Origin of the sequence: Streptomyces sp. NPDC087422 (assembly GCF_044744145.1) — a bacterium.
Classification (GTDB): domain Bacteria; phylum Actinomycetota; class Actinomycetes; order Streptomycetales; family Streptomycetaceae; genus Actinacidiphila.
In genome coordinates, this window is the sequence record NZ_JBIUXT010000004.1 from 610,828 (window position 1) to 630,156 (window position 19,329).

The following is a 19,329-nucleotide window of genomic DNA, read 5'->3' on the forward strand; positions in this document are numbered from 1 at the left end:
GCCCGGCCCGCCGGGCCTGCGTCAGGGAGCCCACGTCAGGGGCTGGCCCTACGCCAGGGGCTGCCGGTCGCCGGATGCGGCCGGGCCCCCGGACGCGCCGCCCGGTCCGCCTGGTGCGGCCGGTACCGCCGCGCCTGACAGGCCGCCGTCCGCCTCGTTGAGCTGCCGGATGCGCGCGCTCAGGTCCGTACGCCAGTCGACGGTCTCGGACTCGACGTGGCCGCGCACCGTCGTGACGAGCCGGGCGATGAGGGCCAACTGGCGCTCGACCTCGGCCGGTTCGAGCGGTCCCGAGGTACGGGCGGCGGCTCCTCCCGGCCCGGCCCGCAGCACGTCGGCGGCCCATTCGAGGCGTACGGCGTTCAGCTCGCCGCGCAGCGCGTGGGCGACGGTGATGTCCCGCATCCAGCCCGCCGACAGCCCGAAGAAGTGGTCGAATCCCTTGCAGCCCGCGGCGAGGGCGAGCAGGACGTATCCCCAGCCCTGCCCGGAGCCGCCGCTCGCCGCGGTGGCCAGCGGCACGGCCGTACCGGCCACCGCGAGGGCGATGGCCAGCGCCTGGAGCGTGCGGGAGGCGGTGCGCTTGCGCCGCTTGTCGCGCTGGTACCAGTCGATGGCGTCCTGCGCCTCCTGCTCGGCCCAGGCGCGCAGCCGCGCCAGCGCCTCGCGCTGCCCGTCCGGTCCTTCGACCGCGATGTCGGGGAAGGGCCTGCCGCCCAGATCGCGGGCCTGCCGTTGCCGCCGCCCGGTCCCGGACGCGCCCGTCGGCGTACCGCCGCCGTCCAGCTCAGTCATCCGGCGAGGCTACCGGCTGCCGCGCCGCCGTCACGTCCGGTCGCGGTAACGCGCCGTTTCTCAGGGCGGGTTCACCGCCGAGCCGTGGGATTCCGCACTCACAAGCCCCGCAGGGCCCCCACCGAGCCCGAGGGGCGCCGTGTGACGCGTATACGGAAACGTGCGGCGCGCTGACGGGACGTGGGGCCGAAGGGCGTGCGCGAGCCATCGCGGTGTCCGGTTCCCGCCGCGCCCGTCCGCGCCGTGCGGGGGACGGGCGGTCGGCGGCACCTGCGGTGCGCTGGAGCGCGCCGTGCTCGGGCCGGTCGCGCCCGGCCGCGCGGAACCGGTGAATCCGGACAACGGCACCCGCCTCGGGCCGGATCCGGACCCTTCGGCCAGACGTAACACTGGCCTCACCACGTAACCGGCGCGCAAGGTCCCGGGTGAACCCCTGTTCACCTGGGGCCTCTAGCATTTCGCACATGCTGGACTACGACGTGGAGGCGGCGCGTTACGACGCCACGCGCGGCGGTGTGCCGCGGGCCCGGTCAGCGGCCCGCGCGATCCTCGCCCTGGTGCCCGAACGCGCGGGCACACTGCTGGACATCGGCTGCGGTACGGGTCTGGTCACCGGGCTGCTCGACCGGCCGGGACTGCGGGTGTTCGGCGTCGACTCCTCCGAGGGCATGGCCCAGGTGGCCGCCGAGCGCCTCGGTGCCTCGGTGGTGCTGGGCAACTGCCATCGGCTGCCCTTCTCCGACGCGTCCTTGGACGCGGTGAGCGCGGTGTGGCTGCTGCACCTGCTGCCGGACGCGCCCGCGGTGGTCGCCGAGTGCGCCCGCGTACTGCGGCCCGGCGGGGTGTTCGTGACGACGGTCGACAAGGACTCGGGCCACGACATGAACAGCGACGTGGACGAACTGCTGGCGCCGTACCGGGTGCGGAAGGCGTACGACGCGGCCCCGCGGATCCTGGCCGTCGCCTCGGAGCACGGGCTGCGCAGGGCGGGCGAGGCGCGCTTCACCGGCCACGGGCAGGGCCGCTCCCCCGAGCGGACCGCCGGGGATCTGGAGCGCGGCTACTACGCGTCGGCGCTGGCGCTGGACGACGAGCAGGCCGGCGCGCTGGTGCGGCGGCTGGCGCTGCTTCCCGGCCAGCAGGTGCCGCGCCCCGACCCGGTGTACCGGCTGCTGGCGCTGCGCAAGGAGAGCTGAGGGGCGACGCCGGACCGCCCGGGGAGGGCCGGCCGGCGCCGGGCGGCCGTGCCGGTCACTCCTTGGCGAGGTCGGCCAGGCTCGCGAGGGTCCACGCCTCCGCCGCCTCGTGCGTGACGCCGAGGCCGGCGAGCGCTCTGGCGGCAGGTTCCTGGTCGTCGCTGAGGACGCCGAGCAGGATGTGTTCGGTGCCGATGTAGTTGTGGCCGAGCCGCAGGGCCTCGCGCAGCGCCAGGTGGAGGGTCTTCTTGGCGGCGGGGCTGACCGGGAGGTTGCCCTTGAGGGGCTCTTCCTCGGTGCCGGGGGTGGAAACGGCGGCGCGGACGGCTTCCGCGCTGACGCCGAGGGCGCCGAAGCACAGGGCGGCGAGGCCGTGGGGCTCGTCCAGCAGGCCGAGGACCAGGTGCTCGGGTGCCACGGCGCTGTGCCTGGCGCCACGGGCCTCCTCCTGTCCGGCGGCGACGGTCTTGCGGGCGCGCGCGGTGAAGCGGTTGAAGCCCGCCTCCACGCTCAGATACTCCAGGTCCTCGGGGACCTTGGGCACGAACCGCTTCTGCGCGGCCTGCTTGCTCACCCCCATGTGCTGGCCGATGTCGGTCCAGGAGGCGCCCGCCCTGCGGGCCTGGTCCACGAAGTGGCCGATGAGGTGGTCGGCGATTTCGCCGACGTGGGTGGCGACGGCCACCGCGTGCTGGAGGTCTTCGAGCGGTTCGCTGCCGGGGTGCTGTTCCTTGACGTAGTCGATGAGGTCGTCGAGTCGTACCGGGTGTCGGGTCATGCGTCAACTTTAGGTTGACGATTCCTCGATCGTCAACCTTTAGTTGACGATTGGCTCTTTCTTGACCGATCGTTCTCATTGACCCTAGGGTCATCGGCATGGCGAGGAGCAAGGAATTCGACCCGGACACGGCGCTCCAGGCGGCACTTGAGCTGTTCTGGCGGCGCGGTTACGAGGCCACGTCGATGGCCGACCTCGTCGAGGCGCTGGGCATCGCGCGGGCGAGCGTCTACGCCACCTTCGGCAGCAAGCACGAGCTGTATCTACTGGCGCTGCGCCGCTACGGCGAGCTGTGCGACCCGCGGCTGCTGGAGGAGTTGTCACAGCCGGGGCCCGCGCTGCCGGGGGTACGGGCGGTGGTGACCCGCTTCGCCGAGGAGTCCGCGCGCGACGAACTGCGGCGCGGCTGCTTCATGACCAACACCGCGGTGGAGCTGGCCCCGCACGACCGGGCCGCGGCCCGCCGGGTGGAGGCGAGCTGGGACCTGCTGGAGGCCGGGCTGACCTCGGCGCTGCTGCGGGCCCGCGCCCAGGGCGAGCTGCCCGCCGGGCGGGACCCGCGGGCGCTGGCCCGCATGCTCCTGGTGCTGCTCCAGGGGATCCGCGTGGTCGGCAAGGCCGGCGGCGACCCGGAACGCCCGCGCGACGCCGCGGCGCAGGCGCTGGCCCTGCTCGACTGACCGGACGGGTCGGAGCCCCCTTTTCGCGACCGATCGTTCTCATTCCCGTAGGCACCCAAGGCATCTGGAGAGCCGTCATGCCCGACACCTTCACTGGCAGGGCCGTCCTCGTCACCGGCGGCGGCAGCGGTATCGGGCGGGCCGTCGCGCTCGCCTTCGCCCGTGCGGGCGCCCGCGTCGCCGTCGCCGGGCGGAGTGAGCGGACCCTCGAGGAGACGGTCGCCCTCATCGCGGCCGAGGGTGTCGGCGAGGCCGCCGCCGTACCCGCCGACATCACCGTCGCGCCGGACGTCGAGCGCCTGGTCGACGCCGTGACGGCCCGCTTCGGCGGCCTCGACGTGGCCGTGAACAACGTCGGCGTCATCACCCCTCCCGCCCCGGTCGCCGACATATCCGAGGCCGACTGGCGGCACAGCCTCGACACCAACCTGACCGGGCTGTGGCTCTCCATGAAGTACGAGATCGGCTACATGCGGGCGCACGGCGGCGGCGCCGTCGTCAACGTCGCCTCCAACATCGGCGCCCACCGCCGCGTTCCCGGCCTCGGCGCGTACACCGCGGCCAAGGCCGCCGTCAGCGCCCTCACCCGCGCCGCCGCCCTCGACCACATCGGCGACGGCGTCCGGATCAACGCCGTCAGCCCCGGCGCCGTCGACACCCCCATGTCCTCGCGCCCCGGCGAGACCCCCGCCGCCAAGGCCGCCCGCCTGCGCGCCCAGATCCCCCTCGGCCGCGCGTCCAGCGTCGCCGAGATCGCCGCCGCCGTCCTCCACCTCGCCTCCCCCGCGGCCACCTCCACCGTGGGCACCGACCTGGTGATCGACGGCGGCGCCACGGCCTGACCGGCGGCGGCGTCAGGTCGGTTCACGCCGTCGTCGCGCGGGTCGGTTCCTCGCGAACCGGTTCCTGGTGGATGGGTTCCTGGTGGATGGGTTCCTGGTGGGTGGGTTCCTGGTGGGTGGGTTCCTCGCGGGATCGCTCCTCGCCGGGCCGCTTCTCCTGGGATGAGGCGGGGCGCGGCGGGGTGAGCCATGTGCGCAGCAGGGAGTGCAGGGCCTCGGCTCCGACGAGGGGGGCGGGCGGCACGGGGAGTTCGACGGGGGTCAGGAGGAAGGGGTGGCTCTGCGGGCCGCCCAGGCCCCCGTGCGAACCGGCCTGTTCCTCGAAGGCGTGCACGGCTCCGGAGCGCGGATCGCAGGCGGAGTTGACCATGAGGTCGGCGATGTGGGGGAAGCCGTCCGCCCGCAGCACGGCGTCCGCGGCGCCCTCGCCGAAGGGCGCGAGCGGGTCGTCGCCCTTGATCCGCCCGGTGGCCAGCTCGCGCTGCGAGCCGTCGGGGCCCAGCACGAGCGGACCGCGCTCGGCGCTGTGCACGAGCACGAAGCCGATACCGGGGTGCCCGGTGAGCGCGTCGAGGAGCGCGGGCGAGCGGCGGTCGATCTCCTCCAGCGTGGCCCGCCCCTCGATCTCGGGGAAGGCGACGAGCCCGAGGTTGCCCGAGGCCAGCACGACCGGCTGCGACGCGGGCCCCGCGCACTCGGCCTCCTCCTGCGCCCGCCGCTCCTGCTCGGGGCGGCGCAGGGCGGTGCGGGCCGCCGCCCGCGCCTCGGCGCCGCGCGCCGCCCGCCGCCTGGCCTGCCGTTCGGTCCCGGCCAGCCCGCAACCGGCCCGCACCAGTTCGCGGAAGGTCACCCCGTACGCGCTCTCGAAGGTCTCGCCCTCGCTCTGCCCGTGGTCGGACAGCAGGACGATGCGGTACGGCCGGGGCGCGTACCGCGAGGCGTCGGCGATCAGCGCCACCGAGCGGTCGAGCCGGCCCAGCACCTTGCGCGCGTCCTTGCTGCGCGGGCCCGAGTGGTGGGCGACCTCGTCGTACGCCACGAGGTCCGCGTAGACGGCGGTCCTTCCGGCCAGCATGTCGCCGATGACGGCGGCCACGGCCACGTCCCGTTCCACGACAGTGGCGAAGGCGCGCAGCAGCGGGTAGAGGCCGCCGCGCTTGATCCGGGGCCGGTCCCTGCGCAGCCGCGACGCCGTCGACTCCCCGATCTCGCGGCACACCTCGGCGCTGAACGACCAGGCGGTGCGCACCGCGTTCGCCGGGTCGGAGAAGTAGGCGAAGTAGCCGGATCTGGAGCGGCTGAACTTGTCGCGGCGGGCCGCCACCGACATCACCAGCGCGGACTGTTCCGCGCCGCCGGTGAACAGATTGCCGCGGCTGGCGCCGTCCTCGGCGAGCAGGCCGCGAAAGCCGGTCCGGGCCACCGCGCGGCGCTCCAGTTCCGCGGCGCTGGAGGGCCTGTTGCAGACCATCAGCTGGCCGGTCTCCTTCTCGAACCAGCGGAAGGCGGGCACGTCGTGGTTCGTGCCGTGCAGGATGGCGAGCTGGCTCGCGCCGGTCTGGCTGCTCCAGTCGGTGCGCCACGGGGTGAGCCGGTGGGTGGTGCCGAGCCAGCCGGCCAGGGTCGGCATCGCGGGCGGCGCGGAGGTGAGGGCGTCGCGCAGCACGTCGTGGCCCACGCCGTCGAGTTGCAGGAAGACCGTGCCGGGCGTGGTCGGCAGCGGCGGGTCGCTCGCGCGGGTTCTGCGGCCCGCGAGCCGGGCGAGCCTGCGGCCGTACGCGGCGTCGTCCCGTACCGCGAGGGCGGTGCTGGTGGCGGAGGACGTCGCGGACATCACGGCGGCGATCACCACGGCGGTGGCCGGGGCGACCTGGCCGCGGCCGTCGGGGGTGAAGCGCAGGGCGACGAGCAGCAGCGAGCCGTTGAGGAAGAAGACCAGGGCGCCGAGCACGAGGGCGGGCACGAGCAGCAGGGCGCGGACCAGCAGCGGCCACACGAGAGCGCTCAGTACGCCGAAGGCGCCCGCGCCGATCGCCGAGGTCACCGCGATCTGGGTGGGGCTGTCGCCGTTGGGAGCCTCGAGGCGGAAGTCGGGGAGCACCCAGGCGAGTACGGCCAGGGTCGCGCTGGAGACCATCCACACAGCGAGCACCCGGCCGACGGCCCTCACCACGCTCCGGCCGACGGCCCGTTCCCGTCTCTTCGCAGGCTGCGGCACACCTCCACAGTGCCATACCGCCCGCCGCGTCCCGGCGCCCCGTCGGGGCGCGCGCCGGGCCCGGCCCTCGGCAGGGCATACGCTCGGGCCTGCGAGGGTGTGCGCGGGCACGGTACGAGTCCCCTGACCGGGGAGGTGCGACGCGTGTGTGCGATACGGGCGCCCTGGACGGATGCCGGGAAAGGACGGGCGCGGTGGCGGTGGAGATCACGTGGTGGGGTCATGCCACGGTGACCGTGCGGGACTCCGGGGTACGGGTGCTCACCGACCCGCTGTTCACCCGGCGGCTCGCCCATCTGCGCAGACGGCGCGGCGCCGTACCGCCCGCGTCGGCGACCGCGGCCGACGCCGTACTCATCTCTCATCTGCACGCCGACCACCTGCACCTGGACTCGGTGCGGCGGCTGGCGGCGGGCACCACCGTGGTCCTGCCGCGCGGCGCGGTCGCCGCGGTGCCGGGGCTGCGGCGGCTGCGTGACCGGCTGCGGCTGGTGGAGGTCGGCGCGGGCGACTCGCTCCTGGTAGGCGGCGCGGACGGCGGGGAGCTGACGGTCAGGGCGGTGCCCGCCGCGCACGACGGACGGCGGCTGCCGTACGGGCCTGAGCGCTCCCCCGCGCTCGGCTATGTGATGGAGGGGGCCGCGCGCACGTACTTCGCCGGGGACACCGGGCTGTTCGACGGGCTGGCCGACACGGTCGGCCCCTGCGACGTGGCGCTGCTGCCGGTCGGCGGCTGGGGCCCCTTCCTCGGGCACGGGCATCTGGACGCGGCGCGGGCCGCGCGGGTGCTGGCCGATCTGGAGCCGCGAGCCGCGGTGCCGGTGCACTACGGCACATTCTGGCCGATCGGCATGGACGCGGTACGGCCGCACGAATTCCACACGCCCGGTGAGGAGTTCGTGCGGATCGCCGCCCGGCTGGCCCCGCGGGTGTCGGTGCACCGGCTCGACCACGGGCAGTCGGTGCTGGTCGAGGACGCCGGGCGGGAGAGCCGCGGGTGATCGGTTTCCTGGCGTCGGCCGCCGCCAATTCCCCCGCGTCCGAGACCACGCAGCAGGCCATAGGTTATCCGTCGCTGTTTTTGCTGGTGTCGCTCGGCTCGCTGGTGCCGGTGGTGCCGACCGGCGCGGTGGTCTCCAGCGCGGCCGTCGTCGCCTTCCACCAGTCGCAACCCCCGCTCGCGCTGCTCGGGGTGTTCCTCGTGTCGTCCTTCGCCGCCTTCCTCGGCGACGTGGCGCTGTACTGGCTCGGCCTGCGCGGGGTGCGGTCCCGCAACGGCTCGCGCTGGCTGCACCGGCTCCAGGACCGGGTGGACAACACGACGCTGGAGAAGGCGCAGAACCGGCTGGACGCGCACGGCGCGGCCGTCCTGGTGCTGTCCCGGCTGATCCCGGCGGGCCGTATCCCGGTGATGGTGGCGTGCCTGCTGGGCGAGATGTCGCTGCGGCGGTTCGTCCGCGGCGACATCCCGGCCTGTCTGGTGTGGGCGGCGGCGTATCAACTGGTCGGCATCCTGGGCGGGTCGCTGTTCCCCGAGCCGTGGCAGGGGGTGGCGCTCGCGGTGGGGCTGACGTTCGCCTTCGCGGCGGGGCCCATGGTCGTGCGGCGGCTGCGCCGCAAGTAGGCCGCGCGCCGCAAGCGGGGGCGGCCCGTCCCGCGATCAGGCCGCCGGGCTTGCCCTCACGGCGTGCCGTGCCTCGGCGTGGCGTGCCCTCACGGCGTGCCGGACAGCACCCGTGAGCCGCCGATCGGCAGGTCCCACAGGTCGTCGCGGGGGCGGCCGGTCGCGGCCCACGCGGCGTGCAGGCGGGTGAGCGGTTCCAGCGGCGGCTCGGCGGAGAGCAGGAACGTCGCCCAGTGCATGGGCGCCATCGCGGTCGCGCCCACGTCGAGGCAGGCGCGTACGGCCTCTTCCGGGTCGGTGTGCACGGTGCTGAGCATCCAGCGCGGCGAGTAGGCGCCGATCGGCAGCAGCGCGAGGTCGATGCCGGGGTGGGCGCGGCCGATCTCGCGGAACCAGTGGCCGTAGCCGGTGTCCCCGGCGAAGTAGACGCGCCGCCCCGAGCCGTCGGTCAGCACCCAGCCGCCCCACAGCGAGCGGCAGGTGTCGGTGAGCGTGCGCTTGCTCCAGTGGTGCGCGGGGACGAAGTCGAAGCGGACACCGCCCAGTTCCGCCGCCTCCCACCAGTCGAGTTCGGTGACCCGCGTGAAGCCTCGGCGGCGGCACCAGGCGGCCAGGCCCGCGGGCACGAACAGCGCGGTGTCGCGCGGCAGCCGCTTCAGCGTCGGCGCGTCGAGGTGGTCGTAGTGGTTGTGGCTGATGACGACGGCGTCCACGGGGGGCAGCGTCTCCCAGGGCACGCCCACCGGGGTGACCCTGGCCGGGGTGCCGGGGATCCGGCGGGACCACACGGGGTCGGTGAGCACGGTCAGCCCGCCGATGCCGATCACCCAGCTCGCGTGTCCCACCCAGGTGAGGCTGACCGTGCCCGCCGTCGTCACGGGCAGCGGTCCCTGCTCGACCGGCAGCGACGGCACCTGCGCGAGCGCGGCGGCCGGCGGGCGCATGCTGCGTTCCCGTACCGAGCGCAGGACGTCGCGCAGCCCCGGCAGCGGGTCCGTCAGCCGGTCGGCGAACGACTTGGGCCAGGTCCTCAACTCGCCCAGCGGACGCGGACCGGCGAGGGTGCTCTCGCTCTCGGCGAGGGTGCGCTCGCTCTGATCGGTCATCGGGACTCCCATCCGTCACGGTCTCGGCGCCGTCGGCGACACTCGCCGGGCAACAGCGGGCCGGGGCGGCGGCCCCGGCGGTTCGAGCCGGGGCGGCGGCCCCGGCGGTTCCGGCCGGGCCGGGAAGCCCGACGGGACCGGCAGGACCCGTGGCCGCGGCACAGGGTGTGGGGAGGGTGGGCGAGACGCGTGTGGCCCGCCCGGCCGTCCCGAACACCGCTCGCACCCACCGGATCCCCGATCATCGTTCATCGACCTACCCAAAAAATAGGTCAGGTCCCACGCCCCCGCGATCCGGTGTCCGCCGATTCGCCGATGTCGGCGGATTCACCGATGCCCGCGGATTCGCCGACCGCCCCGCCCGCGGGGCCCGACTCGCCCTCCGGGTACCCGGTGGCGTGGCCGCTGACGGCGACGGCCAACGAGGCCAGCGCGGCGACGACATGCGGGACGGCGAGCGGGTCGGTCGCGGCCAGCGCGACACGGCGCTCGTCCTCGGTGGCGCCGTGCAGGTGACCCGTGCTGATCCGCACGCGCGGCTCGTCCGGGTCGTCGCCGAAGCGGTGGCCGCCGAGTACGGGGTAGCCGAGGGCCGCGGTCAGCCGCTCCTCCAGCGCGGCGGCGTCCAGGCCGGGCGCGGGCAGCGTCGGATAGAGCTGGAAACCGGCGCGCGGCGGACGGCAGGTCGCCCCCGCGCCGGTGATCGCGCGGAAGGCGGCAGCGGCGGTACGCGCGTGCAGCCGGTTGGCCGCGGCGGTGCGGTCGGTGACCTCCGCGGGCTCGGTGAGGACGTATCCGGTGGCGGCGGCGACCGGCGCGGGCAGCACGGCGCGCAGCGCGGCGAGTACGTCGAGGGCCCGCTCCCGCCAGGCCGCGCCGTGGGCGGTGGCGGGGAAGCGGGCGAGCGCGGCGGGCACCGCGGCCGGGACCAGCGTGGCGCCCAGGTCGGCCAGGACGACGGTGTGGTCGGGCAGCATCTCGGCCGGGCTGAGCAGCACCGTGTCGCGGTGGTGGAGCGTGTCGGAGTACGTCTCGTCGGAGACGATCAGCAGCCCCGCCTCCGCCGCGGCCTCGCACGTCTCGTGCAGCAGCTCGGGCGCGGTGACGGTGCCGGTCGGGTCGTCGGCGGCGGACAGCACCAGCAGCCGCGGGTCGGCGCCCGCGGCGCGCGCCCGCCGTACGGTCTCCAGCAGCGCGAAGGGGTCGGGCACGCCGCCCTCGGGCGGGGTGGGCGCGGTGTGCACCCGGCGGCCGAGCAGCCGGGCCACCGGGGCCTGCCACGCGGGGGCGGGGCGGGCCAGCACCGGGTCGCCGTCGACGGCGGCGAGCAGCGCGAACAGCAGCGGCTCCGCGCCGGGCGCGGCGAGCACGTGGCCCGCGCGGCAGGGCAGGCCGCGCCGGGCCCAGTAGCCGCAGGCGGCGTCGAGCAGCCGCGGGCCGCCGCCCGGGACCTCGGCGCCGGGCCGGGCGTCGGCGGTCCGTTCCCGCCAGTACGCGGGCAGCGGCAGTCCCGAGTCGGGTCGCAGGTCGTACCGCGGGCCGAGCCGCATCCGGTTACCTCCGCTGCGTAGGTGGGCACCCCTGGGGCCCACTTTCTCCCGCGGCGGCGCGGTCCGCATCCGACGCAACGGCGCGGTCCGCATCCGACGCAACGGCCGGTGGAGCGGCCGACGGCCGAGCGCGCGGGTGAGGAGGCGGCGGCGCGCCCCGCATTCAGCGCAGCAGCAGTGCGGGCAGGTCGCGCATGTCGTCGAAGACCGTCGTGCCGGGGCCTTCGAGCCAGCCCGCAGGGGTGAGTCCGCCGCAGTAGCCGTACGCGCGCATGCCCGCCGCGCGGGCGGCGGCCACCCCGTACCGGCTGTCCTCGACGACCACGCAGCGCGCGGGATCGACGCCGAGGCTGCGGGCCGCGTGCAGGAAGAGGTCGGGGGCGGGCTTGCCGTGCTCGACCTCGCTCGCGCTGAAGATCCGGCCCTCGAAACGCTCGTAGAGCCCGGTGAGGCCAAGCGTGTGGCGCAGCCCCTCGTGGCTGGTGCTCGACGCGACGCAGCTCGGCAGGGTGAGCGCGTCCAGGGCCTGCGTGATGCCGTCGACCTCGGTCAGGTCGGCGTCGAACGCCTCCTGGTAGAGGTGGCGGTAGGGGGCGTCCCAGTCCTCGGGCAGGGAGCGGCCCAGGTGTTTCTCGATCGCGGTGGTCATGTCGCGGTAGGAGCGGCCCACGAACCGTTCCACGATCTCGGCCTCGCTCAGCGGCCAGCCGACCGCGGCGAGCACGAACGCGTCCACCTTCACCGCGATCTTCTCGCTGTCGACCAGCACACCGTCGCAGTCGAAGATCACGAGTTCCGGCTCTGGCCAAGGGGTGTGCGGGTGAGCTTCGTTCACCCGGTGAGACTACAGCGGCGGCGCCGGTGGACGGCGGACACGGGGGCGGCGGCGCGGGTGCGGTCCCGGTGGGTCCGTGGGCGCGTACGCGGGTGCGGTACCGGTTGGTCCGCGAGCGGGTACGCGAGTGCGTTACCGGCGGATACGCGGGCGGCCGTCCGTGACGGAACGGCAACGGCCTTGATCAGGCGGTGTGCCGCGGCCGGGCGTGGGTAACCGGCCCGCATGACGTATCCCTGGAAGAACTGGGACAAGGCGCTGTTCGCCGAGGTGGCGGAGCGCCACTGGCCGGGCGCGGAGCCGGTCCTGCCCCGGCTGAGCAGTGCCGCGAACCACGGCCGGCTGTGGTTCGCCGTCGCCGCGGGCGTCGCGGCCACCGGCGGCAGGACCGGACGCCGGGCGGCGGCGCGCGGACTGGGCTCGCTGGCGCTGGCGTCGCTGACGGTCAACACCGCGGGCAAGGGCGCGGTACGGCGGTCACGGCCGATACTCGACACCGTCCCGGTCATACGGCGGCTGCACCGCCAGCCGATCACCTCGTCGTTCCCCTCGGGCCACGCGGCCTCGGCCGCCGCCTTCGCCGCGGGCATGGCGATCGAGTCGCCGCGCTGGGGCCTGGTGATCGCGCCGCTCGCCGCAAGCGTGGCCTTCTCACGGATCTACACCGGAGTGCACTATCCGAGTGACGTGGTGGCGGGCGCGGCCCTGGGTCTTGGCGCCGCCGCCGTCGTACGCGCCCTGGTGCCGCCCGCTCCGGGAAAGCCGGAGCCGGGCGCCGACGCGCAGGTGCCGTCGCTGCCCGAGGGCCGCGGGCTGCACGTGGTGGTGAACTCCGCGTCGGGGCCGCCGCCGCTGCTGTCGGCGCCCGTCGACCGGATCGCCGCCGCGCTGCCCGAGGCGTCGGTCGGTGAGTGCACCGAGGACGACGACCTGCTGGAGATGCTGGAGAAGGCGGCGCGCACGGCCGTGGAGCAGGGCGGCGCGCTCGGGGTGTGCGGCGGTGACGGCACGGTGTGCCTGGCCACGGCCGTCGCCCTGCGCCACCGGCTGCCGCTGGCGGTCTTCCCCGGCGGCACCCGTAACCACTTCGCGCTCGACCTCGGCCTGGAGACCGTCGAGGACACCGCGAAGGCGGTCGCGGCGGGCCGGGCGGCCAATGTGGACGTGGCCCGGCACACCAGCCTGGACTCGCCGTACAGCGAGTCGGCGCCCTTCCTCAACACCTTCAGCATCGGGTCGTACCCGGAGCTGGTACGGGTACGGGAGCGCTGGTCGCGGCGGGTGGGGAGCTGGCCCGCCAGTGTGCTGGCCGCCGTGCACGTCCTGCGGACCTGCGAGCCGGTGGACATCGAGGTGAACGGACGGCCGCGCTCGGTGTGGCTGATCTTCGCGGGGAACTGCCGCTACTCCAGCGTCGGGCTCGCCCCGGTGCGCCGCCGCGACCTCAATGACGGCGTGCTGGACGTGCGCATCGTGGACGGCGGGCCCTTCGCCCGTACCCGGCTGCTGGGCGCGGCCCTCACCGGGGTGCTGACCCGGTCGCCGGTGTACACGTCGGCGACCGTACGGCGGCTGCGGCTGCGGCTGCCCGGCGAGGGCGTCCACCTCGCCTACGACGGTGAGGTGGCACCCGCGCCCGGTGAGCTGCTGCTCGACAAGGTGCCCGGCGGCCTGGTGGTGTACCGGGGCTGACCGGTTCCGGGGGGGGGCGTGCCGGGGCCTGCTCGGAGCCGCCTCAGGCGGCTCGGGCGGGGTTGACGGCGCGGTCGGCGGTCAGTTCTGGCCGCCGACCAGCCCGGCCAGGGCGCGAACGCCTTCGCCCGAGATGCTCAGCGAGTCGGGGCTGCCGGTGTCGATGGACAGGATCAGTTCGTCGGAGGGCCAGGCGCCGCTGAGCACGGCGAGCTGGACCAGCCGGTAGCGACTGGTCGTGGGCAGCGCTTCGGCCATCCGGGTCTCGGAGGTGAAGACGGGCACGAGCTGGCGGCCGTCCTCCTGTTCGTACACCGGGAGCTGGATCTGCCGGGGAGGCTCGCCGCCGTTGGGGTCCTCGTCCACGCCCGGCACCGGCAGCAGGACTTCGCTGACCGCGAGCGTGCTGAGGGCGACGACGTTCTCGCTGCCGTGGGCGATCTCGCGCAGCGCGCGCTGCGCCGGGGGCAGGCCGCTGTCCGGGTCGAGGCCGTCGGGGGTGATGTCGGTCATCGCTTCTGGTTCCTCTCGCCGCTTCTGGCGTCAACGGTGCTCGGATCCCCCGCACGTACCCGGCTGAGCCGAGAGCATGCGGTCCACGAGGTGAAATCGCGTTGCCAGGACCCGCTGGCCGCTGGTTACGGTGCGTCCATGGTTGCCAGAACCCCCGCTCACACGGTGCTCGAAGGCCGTTTCGTCCGCCTCGAACCGCTCGCTCCCGGCCATGTGCCCGATCTGTTCGCCGCGGGCGGCGGTGACGAGGAGGTGTGGCGCTGGCTGCCGGTGGAGCCGCCGCGCACCGAGGACGAGCTGCGCGATCTCGCGGTACGGGTCGCCGCCGACGCGGAGGCCGCGGGCGGTCTCGCCTTCGCCGTCGTGGAGCGGGCGGGCGGCCGGGCCGTCGGCTGGACGACGTACCACGACGTGAGCGCCAGGGACGAGCGGCTGGAGATCGGCTGGACCTGGTACGGCCGCGCCCATTGGCGGACCCCGGTCAACACCGAGGCCAAGCTGCTGCTGATGGGCCATGCCTTCGAGGAGCTGGGCATGGGGCGGATCTGCTGGAAGACGGATCATCTCAACATCAGGTCGCAGCGGGCCATCGCGCGGCTCGGCGCGGTCCGCGAGGGGGTCTGGCGCCGCCACCGGCTGCGCTCGGACGGTGTGACGTGGCGCGACAGCGTCTTCTTCTCGATGCTGGCCGAGGAGTGGCCGGAGGCGAAGCGGCGGTTGCGGGCGCGGCTGGAGGGCGGCGCGGAGGCGGGGGCCGGACGGGTCGGGGCGGGCTGACGGTCCGGGGTGGGCCGACCGTGGGCCGACGCTGTTCGGGGAAGGGCGTCGGCCCACGGTCGGCGGCTGGCGGTCACGCGGTCGGCGGCCACGCGGTCGGCGGTCGCGCGGGGGCCGGTCTCACTCGTACTCCGTGCCGCCTTTGCGGGTCAGGTAGGCGTCGCTGACGACCTTGGCGATGGCCCGGCCGCCGAGCACGTCGCTGTAGCGGTCGTCGGCCGTGCGCACCACGACGCCCTCGCGCAGGTGCAGGCCGCGGCCGGAGACCGTCTCCGTGCCCTGGGCCAGCGCCAGCACCGCCTCCTGGTCGAAGGGGCCCTCGAACAGCTTGGGCACCAGCGGCACTTCGCCCGCCAGCAGCGCGAAGGCGTCCAGCCAGCGCACCCGCCCGCCGATGTCCGCGCACACGTCGAACGCCGCGTAACCGGGCGCGCCCTGCGCGCGGGCGTCGGCGCCGTAGCCGAGATCCTGCACACCGCTGCCGTACACCTCGCCGTAGACGCCGATCCGGTCGGCGCCCAGCCGCTCGGCGAGCCGGGCCGCGACGGCGGGCAGGCCGTGGCCGAGGACGGCGCGCCAGTAGAGATTGCGGTCGGTCTCGGTGAGGGCGAGGCGCTGTCCGCCGAGGCCCTTGGACGTGACGTGCACGGCGCCGCTGTCCGCGTAGTAGGTGAGGCAGCAGGCCGTGCCGTGCAGCTTCTCGGTGACGGTGACCGGGTCGCCCGGCGCGAAGATGTCCGGATAGCGCTTGAGGTTCTCGATGTCGATCCAGGGCAGCAGGTCGGGCGCCGACTCCACGTCGCCGCTCATCGACACCGGCACCGGAGGCACCCATTTGACGATGCCGAGCCGTTCGGCGAAGTCCGCTCCCCCGGCGGCGGCCCGCTCCAGGTCCGTACCGTCGAGCGCGGCCGGGCGGCAGACGATGCCCTGCGACAGCTCGCCGCGCAGCCGGACCGCCCTGACGCGGTTCGCGGCGCTTCCGGCCAGCCTGCCGGTCAGGCCCAGCTCCGTGATCAACGGCGCGGGCAGCACGGCCTGTTCGGGGATGTAGACGGCGAAGTCGCCGCTGCGGTAGGCGCCTTTGGCGACCACGGCGCGGTAGAGGCCGACCTGCGCCAGTTCGAGCGCGTCGGCGTTGGGGTGGTCGAGGATGGTGAGCCGCTCCGCGGTCACGCGCAATGTGGACATGACGGTCCCCCCGTATGTGGTGGTCGGATGGTGGTGGTCGGGTCTTCTCCCCGACGATCACTGTGGCGGGGGGCGCGAACGCCCGGCCACCGGTTTTCGGCGCGGTGCGGCGGGGGGACCGGGGCGGGCGTGTGCGAGTCTCTCGGTGTGCGATACATCATCATCGGAGCGGGAGCGGTCGGCGGCACGATCGGCGGGCGGCTGTTCGACGGCGGTCACGAGGTCGTCCTGGTGGCGCGCGGCGGCCATCTCGACGCGCTGCGCGAGCGGGGCCTGCGGCTCGAACTGCCGGACCGCACGCTGACGTTGCCCGTGCCCGTCGCGGACGGGCCGGAGGCGCTGCGGGCGCGGCCCGACGACGTGCTGGTGCTGGGCGTCAAGACGCAGGACACGGCGTCGGTGCTGACGCGGTGGGACGGGTACGGGGTCGGGTCGGACGGTGCCGGTCCCGCCGTGGTGTGCGCGCAGAACGGGGTCGAGAACGAGCGGCTGGCGCTGCGCCACTTCCCGAACGTGCACGGGATGTGCGTCTGGCTGCCGGCCTCCCACCTGGAGCCGGGTGTCGTGCAGGCGCCGGGTGCGCCGCTGTCCGGGATTCTGACCTTGGGCCGCTATCCGTCGGGCGCGGACGACACGACGCGGCGGATCGCCGCCGACCTTGAGGGCTCGGGCTTCGCGGCGCCGGTCTCGCAGGACGTGATGGCGTGGAAGTACGGCAAATTGCTGTCGAATCTGGGCAACTCCCTGGAGGCGGTGTCCGGTCCGATCGGTGAGGGGCCGCTGTTCGAGGTGTATCAGCGGGCCCGCGCGGAAGGAGTCGCGGTGCTGGACGCGGCCGGTGTCACGCACGTCAGCCAGGAGGAGCAGGCCCGCGTGCGCGGCGACCGGGTGGAGCTGCTGCCCGTCAACGGCGGTGAGCGCGGCGGCGGTTCGTCCTGGCAGAGCCTCACCCGGGGCACCGGCTCCATCGAGGCCGACTACCTCAACGGCGAGATCGTGCTGCTGGGCCGCCGCTTCGGCGTGCCGACGCCCGTCAACGAGGCGCTGCGCCGTACCGCCAACTCCTTCGCCCGCGACGGCCGCCGCCCCGGTGACCTGACGGCGGACGAGACGGCGGCGCTGGTCGCCGCGAGCCGGGCGTAGGCGGCGCGGCGGCCAACGGACGTCGGCCGCAGTGGCTGTGCGGCCGGGACCGCCCGCTCCCTACGGCACCGTCTCCGGCCGCATCCGGAAGTCGTACGCGGCGGGCAGCGGGTGTTCCGCCCGCGCGCGGGTCCTGATGTCGTCGGTGACGGGGCCGTCGCCCGCGACAAGGCGCTCGGCTATGGCGTACCAGGTGTCGGTCAGGGCCTCGGCACCCTCGTACAGGTCCTCCACGACGAAGCCCTCGTCGAACAGCGCGCGGGCCTCGGCGACTTGACCGCGGGCGAGCGCGGTCTGCGCGCGCAGCAGCCGAAGCCGCCCGCAGTCGGGGCCGTGCCGGTCGCCCTCCGGGGCCTGGTCCGGATCGGCGAGGACGCGTTCGGCGTCGGCGGCGCGGCCCGCGGCGAGCAGGACGGGCACGGCCTCGACGATCAGGGCGCGCCGGACGTCCGGGCGGTCCGGGAGCGCGGTGAACGTCTCGCGCAGGCTGTCGTACGCGGCCAGGTAGCGGTCGGCGGCGCGGTCGGTCTGGCCCGCGTCGGCCTCGGCGACGGCCAGGGCGCGCAGGCCCCACGGCGAGGGGTGGGCGGTGACCGACCGTTCCCAACTGCGCACGGCCTGCGCGCGGTCGCCCGCGGCCCACTGGGCGATGCCGAGGTAGTAGTCGCGGAACCACTCGTTGCCGGGATAGGTGTCGGCGGACTCCAGCAGTTCGCGCCACTCCGGGGAGACGAGCGCGGGTCCCGGCGGCGCGTCGGCGGCGGGTCTCGGGAAGATCCCGGCGAGCAGCAGTTCCAGCCAGGGCTTCTGCGGGTCGCCGAGCGTGGTGGCGGGGAACGGGGTGCCGGGCAGGTGGAAGTGGCCGCGCTCGCTTTCGAGGGCGCCCCAGCCGGAGCCGGTGGCGAGCACGTCCTTGGGGTCGGTGTCGGCGTGCGCCAGCCACGCGGTGTAGGCGGCGTCGACGGTGGCGCGCGGGAGGGCGGCCTCGAGTCGTCCCCCGGCCTCGGCGCGCGCGGCGGACCAGTCGTCGCCGTGCACGAGCGCGGGGTCGGCGGCGAGCGGTCCGTACGCCTCCAGCCAGGAGAATTCCGAATCCGCGGCCATGGGGATGTGTTCGAGCTGCGTCCTGGCGAGACCGGCCTGGATCTCCAGGTAGCCGCCGGTGCCGGGCTCGGTCAGCCACTCCTGCCAGCGCCGCCCGCCGCGGCCGTGGCCCCACAGGAAGAGCTTGCGTCCGCGCAGCAGGTCGGTGGAGGTCTGGACGAGGCCGTGTCCTTCGCCGTCGAGCGCGGTGATCCAGCGGCGGTCGGTGTCGGCCACGTCGAAGAAGTAGTCGGCGGCGTGCTCGGAGCGGGTGGTGTACGTGATGTCGGTGGCGCCGTCGGGCGCGGGGACCGGCACATGGCTGAGGGTGCGGCTGTAGCCGAAGTGCCAGGCGGCGTCGGCGGGGGCGAGCACCCGGGTGCGGTCGGTCTCGGGAACGGCGATGTTGGACCACCAGTAGGCGGGCACGGTGCGCTCGTGCGGATTGCGGACCCGGATGCCGACGTAGAGGAAGTCGGAGTCGGCGGGCAGCCACATGTCGATCTGGAAGGGCAGGTCGCGCAGCCGCTCCCACTCCCACAGGCGCAGCATCTCGCCGCCGTCCGGGGCGGGGACGCGGGCGGCGTGCAGCGGGGCGCAGGTGTGGGCGGCGTGGCCGGTGGCGCCGAGATTCCACTCCACGCCGCCGGAGAACCAGGCACCGGCCAGCGCGAACGCGGCGGGCTGGAACACCGGGTTGCGGTAGAGCAGTTCACGTCCGGTCGCCTTGTGGACCAGCGAGTACAGCCTGCCGCCGAGGCCGGGCAGCACGGTGGCGCGGATGCGGTCGTTCTCGATGACGAGTGCGTCGAGGTCGGCCGGGGCGCGGTCCCGGCCGTAGCCGTCGAGGACGCGGACCGGCAGCACCGAGCGCAGCGGCGCGTAGCCGAGCTGCCTGGCCATGTCGGCGGGCAGTCCCTCGCGGTCCTTGAGGTCCAGCCGGTGCAGCTCGTCGAGCGGGCGCAATGCGGGCAGCGGGTTCTCCGGGCCGAGGGCCGCGGCCGGAATGCTCACAGCGGTACGCCGCACGGTCGTAGGCAAGGCCACCTCTTCTGGCACACGTGGCCGCCTTCGGTCGCGGCGGCCGTCTGATGACCATGGAACAGGTTTCCCGTCGCGGTGAACAGAGCCCGCCGTGGTCAGGGTTGGGCAAAACCTGTGGAATCGGTCAGAAATCCGGCCATAAATTCGGCCGCGGGACCGGCCGGGCGCGGCCTTCTCGATCTTCCGCGCACCGCACCGGACAGGGAGCCCGCGGGCTGTCCCGGCCGCCGGACCGGGGGCATTGTCGGTGGTCGCTGCTACA

At 74.7% G+C, this 19,329-nt stretch carries 17 protein-coding genes; 8 read left to right on the forward strand and 9 right to left on the reverse strand.

The window, feature by feature from the left end; genetic code table 11:
* Positions 1–48: 48 nt before the first annotated feature.
* Positions 49–795: an SLATT domain-containing protein gene (locus ACIO6U_RS15995; RefSeq protein ID WP_401719371.1), complete on the reverse strand. Its 747-nt coding sequence runs from the start codon at positions 793–795 to the stop codon at positions 49–51.
* A 464-nt stretch (positions 796–1,259) separates the two neighbouring features.
* Between ACIO6U_RS15995 and ACIO6U_RS16000 the strand changes: the two genes are divergently transcribed.
* Entirely contained in the window at positions 1,260–1,991 is a 732-nt protein-coding gene (locus ACIO6U_RS16000) for a class I SAM-dependent methyltransferase (protein WP_401719374.1), read from the forward strand.
* Positions 1,992–2,046: 55 nt separating this feature from the next.
* Here the strand turns inward: ACIO6U_RS16000 and ACIO6U_RS16005 are convergent, their stop codons facing one another.
* Complete coding sequence (locus ACIO6U_RS16005; protein WP_401719376.1) at positions 2,047–2,769, reverse strand: Clp protease N-terminal domain-containing protein; 723 nt, start codon at positions 2,767–2,769, stop codon at positions 2,047–2,049.
* A 98-nt stretch (positions 2,770–2,867) separates the two neighbouring features.
* Between ACIO6U_RS16005 and ACIO6U_RS16010 the strand changes: the two genes are divergently transcribed.
* Positions 2,868–3,449 (forward strand): TetR family transcriptional regulator, encoded by a 582-nt coding sequence (locus ACIO6U_RS16010; protein ID WP_391163718.1) that lies wholly within the window; start codon positions 2,868–2,870, stop codon positions 3,447–3,449.
* 77 nt (positions 3,450–3,526) lie between these two features.
* Positions 3,527–4,291, forward strand: a complete 765-nt coding sequence (locus ACIO6U_RS16015; protein ID WP_401719380.1) for an SDR family NAD(P)-dependent oxidoreductase — start codon at positions 3,527–3,529, stop codon at positions 4,289–4,291.
* 22 nt (positions 4,292–4,313) lie between these two features.
* On the opposite strand, the gene ACIO6U_RS16020 is transcribed toward ACIO6U_RS16015, so the two are convergent.
* The gene (locus ACIO6U_RS16020) at positions 4,314–6,428 is read right to left on the reverse strand and encodes an alkaline phosphatase family protein (protein WP_391051487.1); all 2,115 of its coding nucleotides are present in this window, start codon (positions 6,426–6,428) and stop codon (positions 4,314–4,316) included.
* A 275-nt stretch (positions 6,429–6,703) separates the two neighbouring features.
* Between ACIO6U_RS16020 and ACIO6U_RS16025 the strand changes: the two genes are divergently transcribed.
* On the forward strand, positions 6,704–7,510 hold the full coding sequence (locus tag ACIO6U_RS16025; RefSeq protein ID WP_401719383.1) for an MBL fold metallo-hydrolase: 807 nt from the start codon (positions 6,704–6,706) through the stop codon (positions 7,508–7,510).
* A complete protein-coding gene (locus tag ACIO6U_RS16030) occupies positions 7,507–8,133 on the forward strand; it encodes a VTT domain-containing protein (RefSeq protein ID WP_391163714.1) in 627 nt (208 codons plus the stop codon). Before ACIO6U_RS16025 ends, ACIO6U_RS16030 begins: the two co-directional genes overlap by 4 nt.
* Before the next feature lie 89 nt (positions 8,134–8,222).
* Here ACIO6U_RS16030 and ACIO6U_RS16035 read toward each other — a convergent pair whose 3' ends face one another.
* From ACIO6U_RS16035 to ACIO6U_RS16045, 3 genes are all read right to left on the reverse strand, one after another.
* The gene (locus tag ACIO6U_RS16035) at positions 8,223–9,239 is read right to left on the reverse strand and encodes an MBL fold metallo-hydrolase (RefSeq protein WP_401719386.1); all 1,017 of its coding nucleotides are present in this window, start codon (positions 9,237–9,239) and stop codon (positions 8,223–8,225) included.
* 272 nt (positions 9,240–9,511) lie between these two features.
* On the reverse strand, positions 9,512–10,789 hold the full coding sequence (locus tag ACIO6U_RS16040; protein ID WP_401719389.1) for an aminotransferase class I/II-fold pyridoxal phosphate-dependent enzyme: 1,278 nt from the start codon (positions 10,787–10,789) through the stop codon (positions 9,512–9,514).
* A 163-nt stretch (positions 10,790–10,952) separates the two neighbouring features.
* On the reverse strand, positions 10,953–11,579 hold the full coding sequence (locus ACIO6U_RS16045) for an HAD family hydrolase (RefSeq protein ID WP_355339527.1): 627 nt from the start codon (positions 11,577–11,579) through the stop codon (positions 10,953–10,955).
* A gap of 270 nt (positions 11,580–11,849) precedes the next feature.
* Here ACIO6U_RS16045 and ACIO6U_RS16050 point away from each other — a divergent pair, with 270 nt between their 5' ends.
* Positions 11,850–13,316 carry a phosphatase PAP2 family protein gene (locus ACIO6U_RS16050; protein WP_355339316.1) on the forward strand — a complete coding sequence of 489 codons (1,467 nt, stop codon included), beginning with the start codon at positions 11,850–11,852 and terminating at the stop codon, positions 13,314–13,316.
* A gap of 81 nt (positions 13,317–13,397) precedes the next feature.
* On the opposite strand, the gene ACIO6U_RS16055 is transcribed toward ACIO6U_RS16050, so the two are convergent.
* Positions 13,398–13,829, reverse strand: coding sequence for an SseB family protein (locus ACIO6U_RS16055; protein WP_355339313.1), 432 nt, complete (start codon positions 13,827–13,829; stop codon positions 13,398–13,400).
* Positions 13,830–13,967: 138 nt separating this feature from the next.
* Here ACIO6U_RS16055 and ACIO6U_RS16060 point away from each other — a divergent pair, with 138 nt between their 5' ends.
* Complete coding sequence (locus ACIO6U_RS16060; RefSeq protein WP_391051339.1) at positions 13,968–14,606, forward strand: GNAT family N-acetyltransferase; 639 nt, start codon at positions 13,968–13,970, stop codon at positions 14,604–14,606.
* A gap of 120 nt (positions 14,607–14,726) precedes the next feature.
* Here the strand turns inward: ACIO6U_RS16060 and ACIO6U_RS16065 are convergent, their stop codons facing one another.
* Positions 14,727–15,797, reverse strand: a complete 1,071-nt coding sequence (locus ACIO6U_RS16065; protein WP_401719394.1) for an RNA ligase (ATP) — start codon at positions 15,795–15,797, stop codon at positions 14,727–14,729.
* A gap of 147 nt (positions 15,798–15,944) precedes the next feature.
* Between ACIO6U_RS16065 and ACIO6U_RS16070 the strand changes: the two genes are divergently transcribed.
* Positions 15,945–16,940 carry a ketopantoate reductase family protein gene (locus tag ACIO6U_RS16070; protein ID WP_401719397.1) on the forward strand — a complete coding sequence of 332 codons (996 nt, stop codon included), beginning with the start codon at positions 15,945–15,947 and terminating at the stop codon, positions 16,938–16,940.
* A gap of 60 nt (positions 16,941–17,000) precedes the next feature.
* Here the strand turns inward: ACIO6U_RS16070 and ACIO6U_RS16075 are convergent, their stop codons facing one another.
* Complete coding sequence (locus tag ACIO6U_RS16075; RefSeq protein ID WP_401719400.1) at positions 17,001–19,052, reverse strand: DUF5107 domain-containing protein; 2,052 nt, start codon at positions 19,050–19,052, stop codon at positions 17,001–17,003.
* Positions 19,053–19,329: the final 277 nt, after the last annotated feature.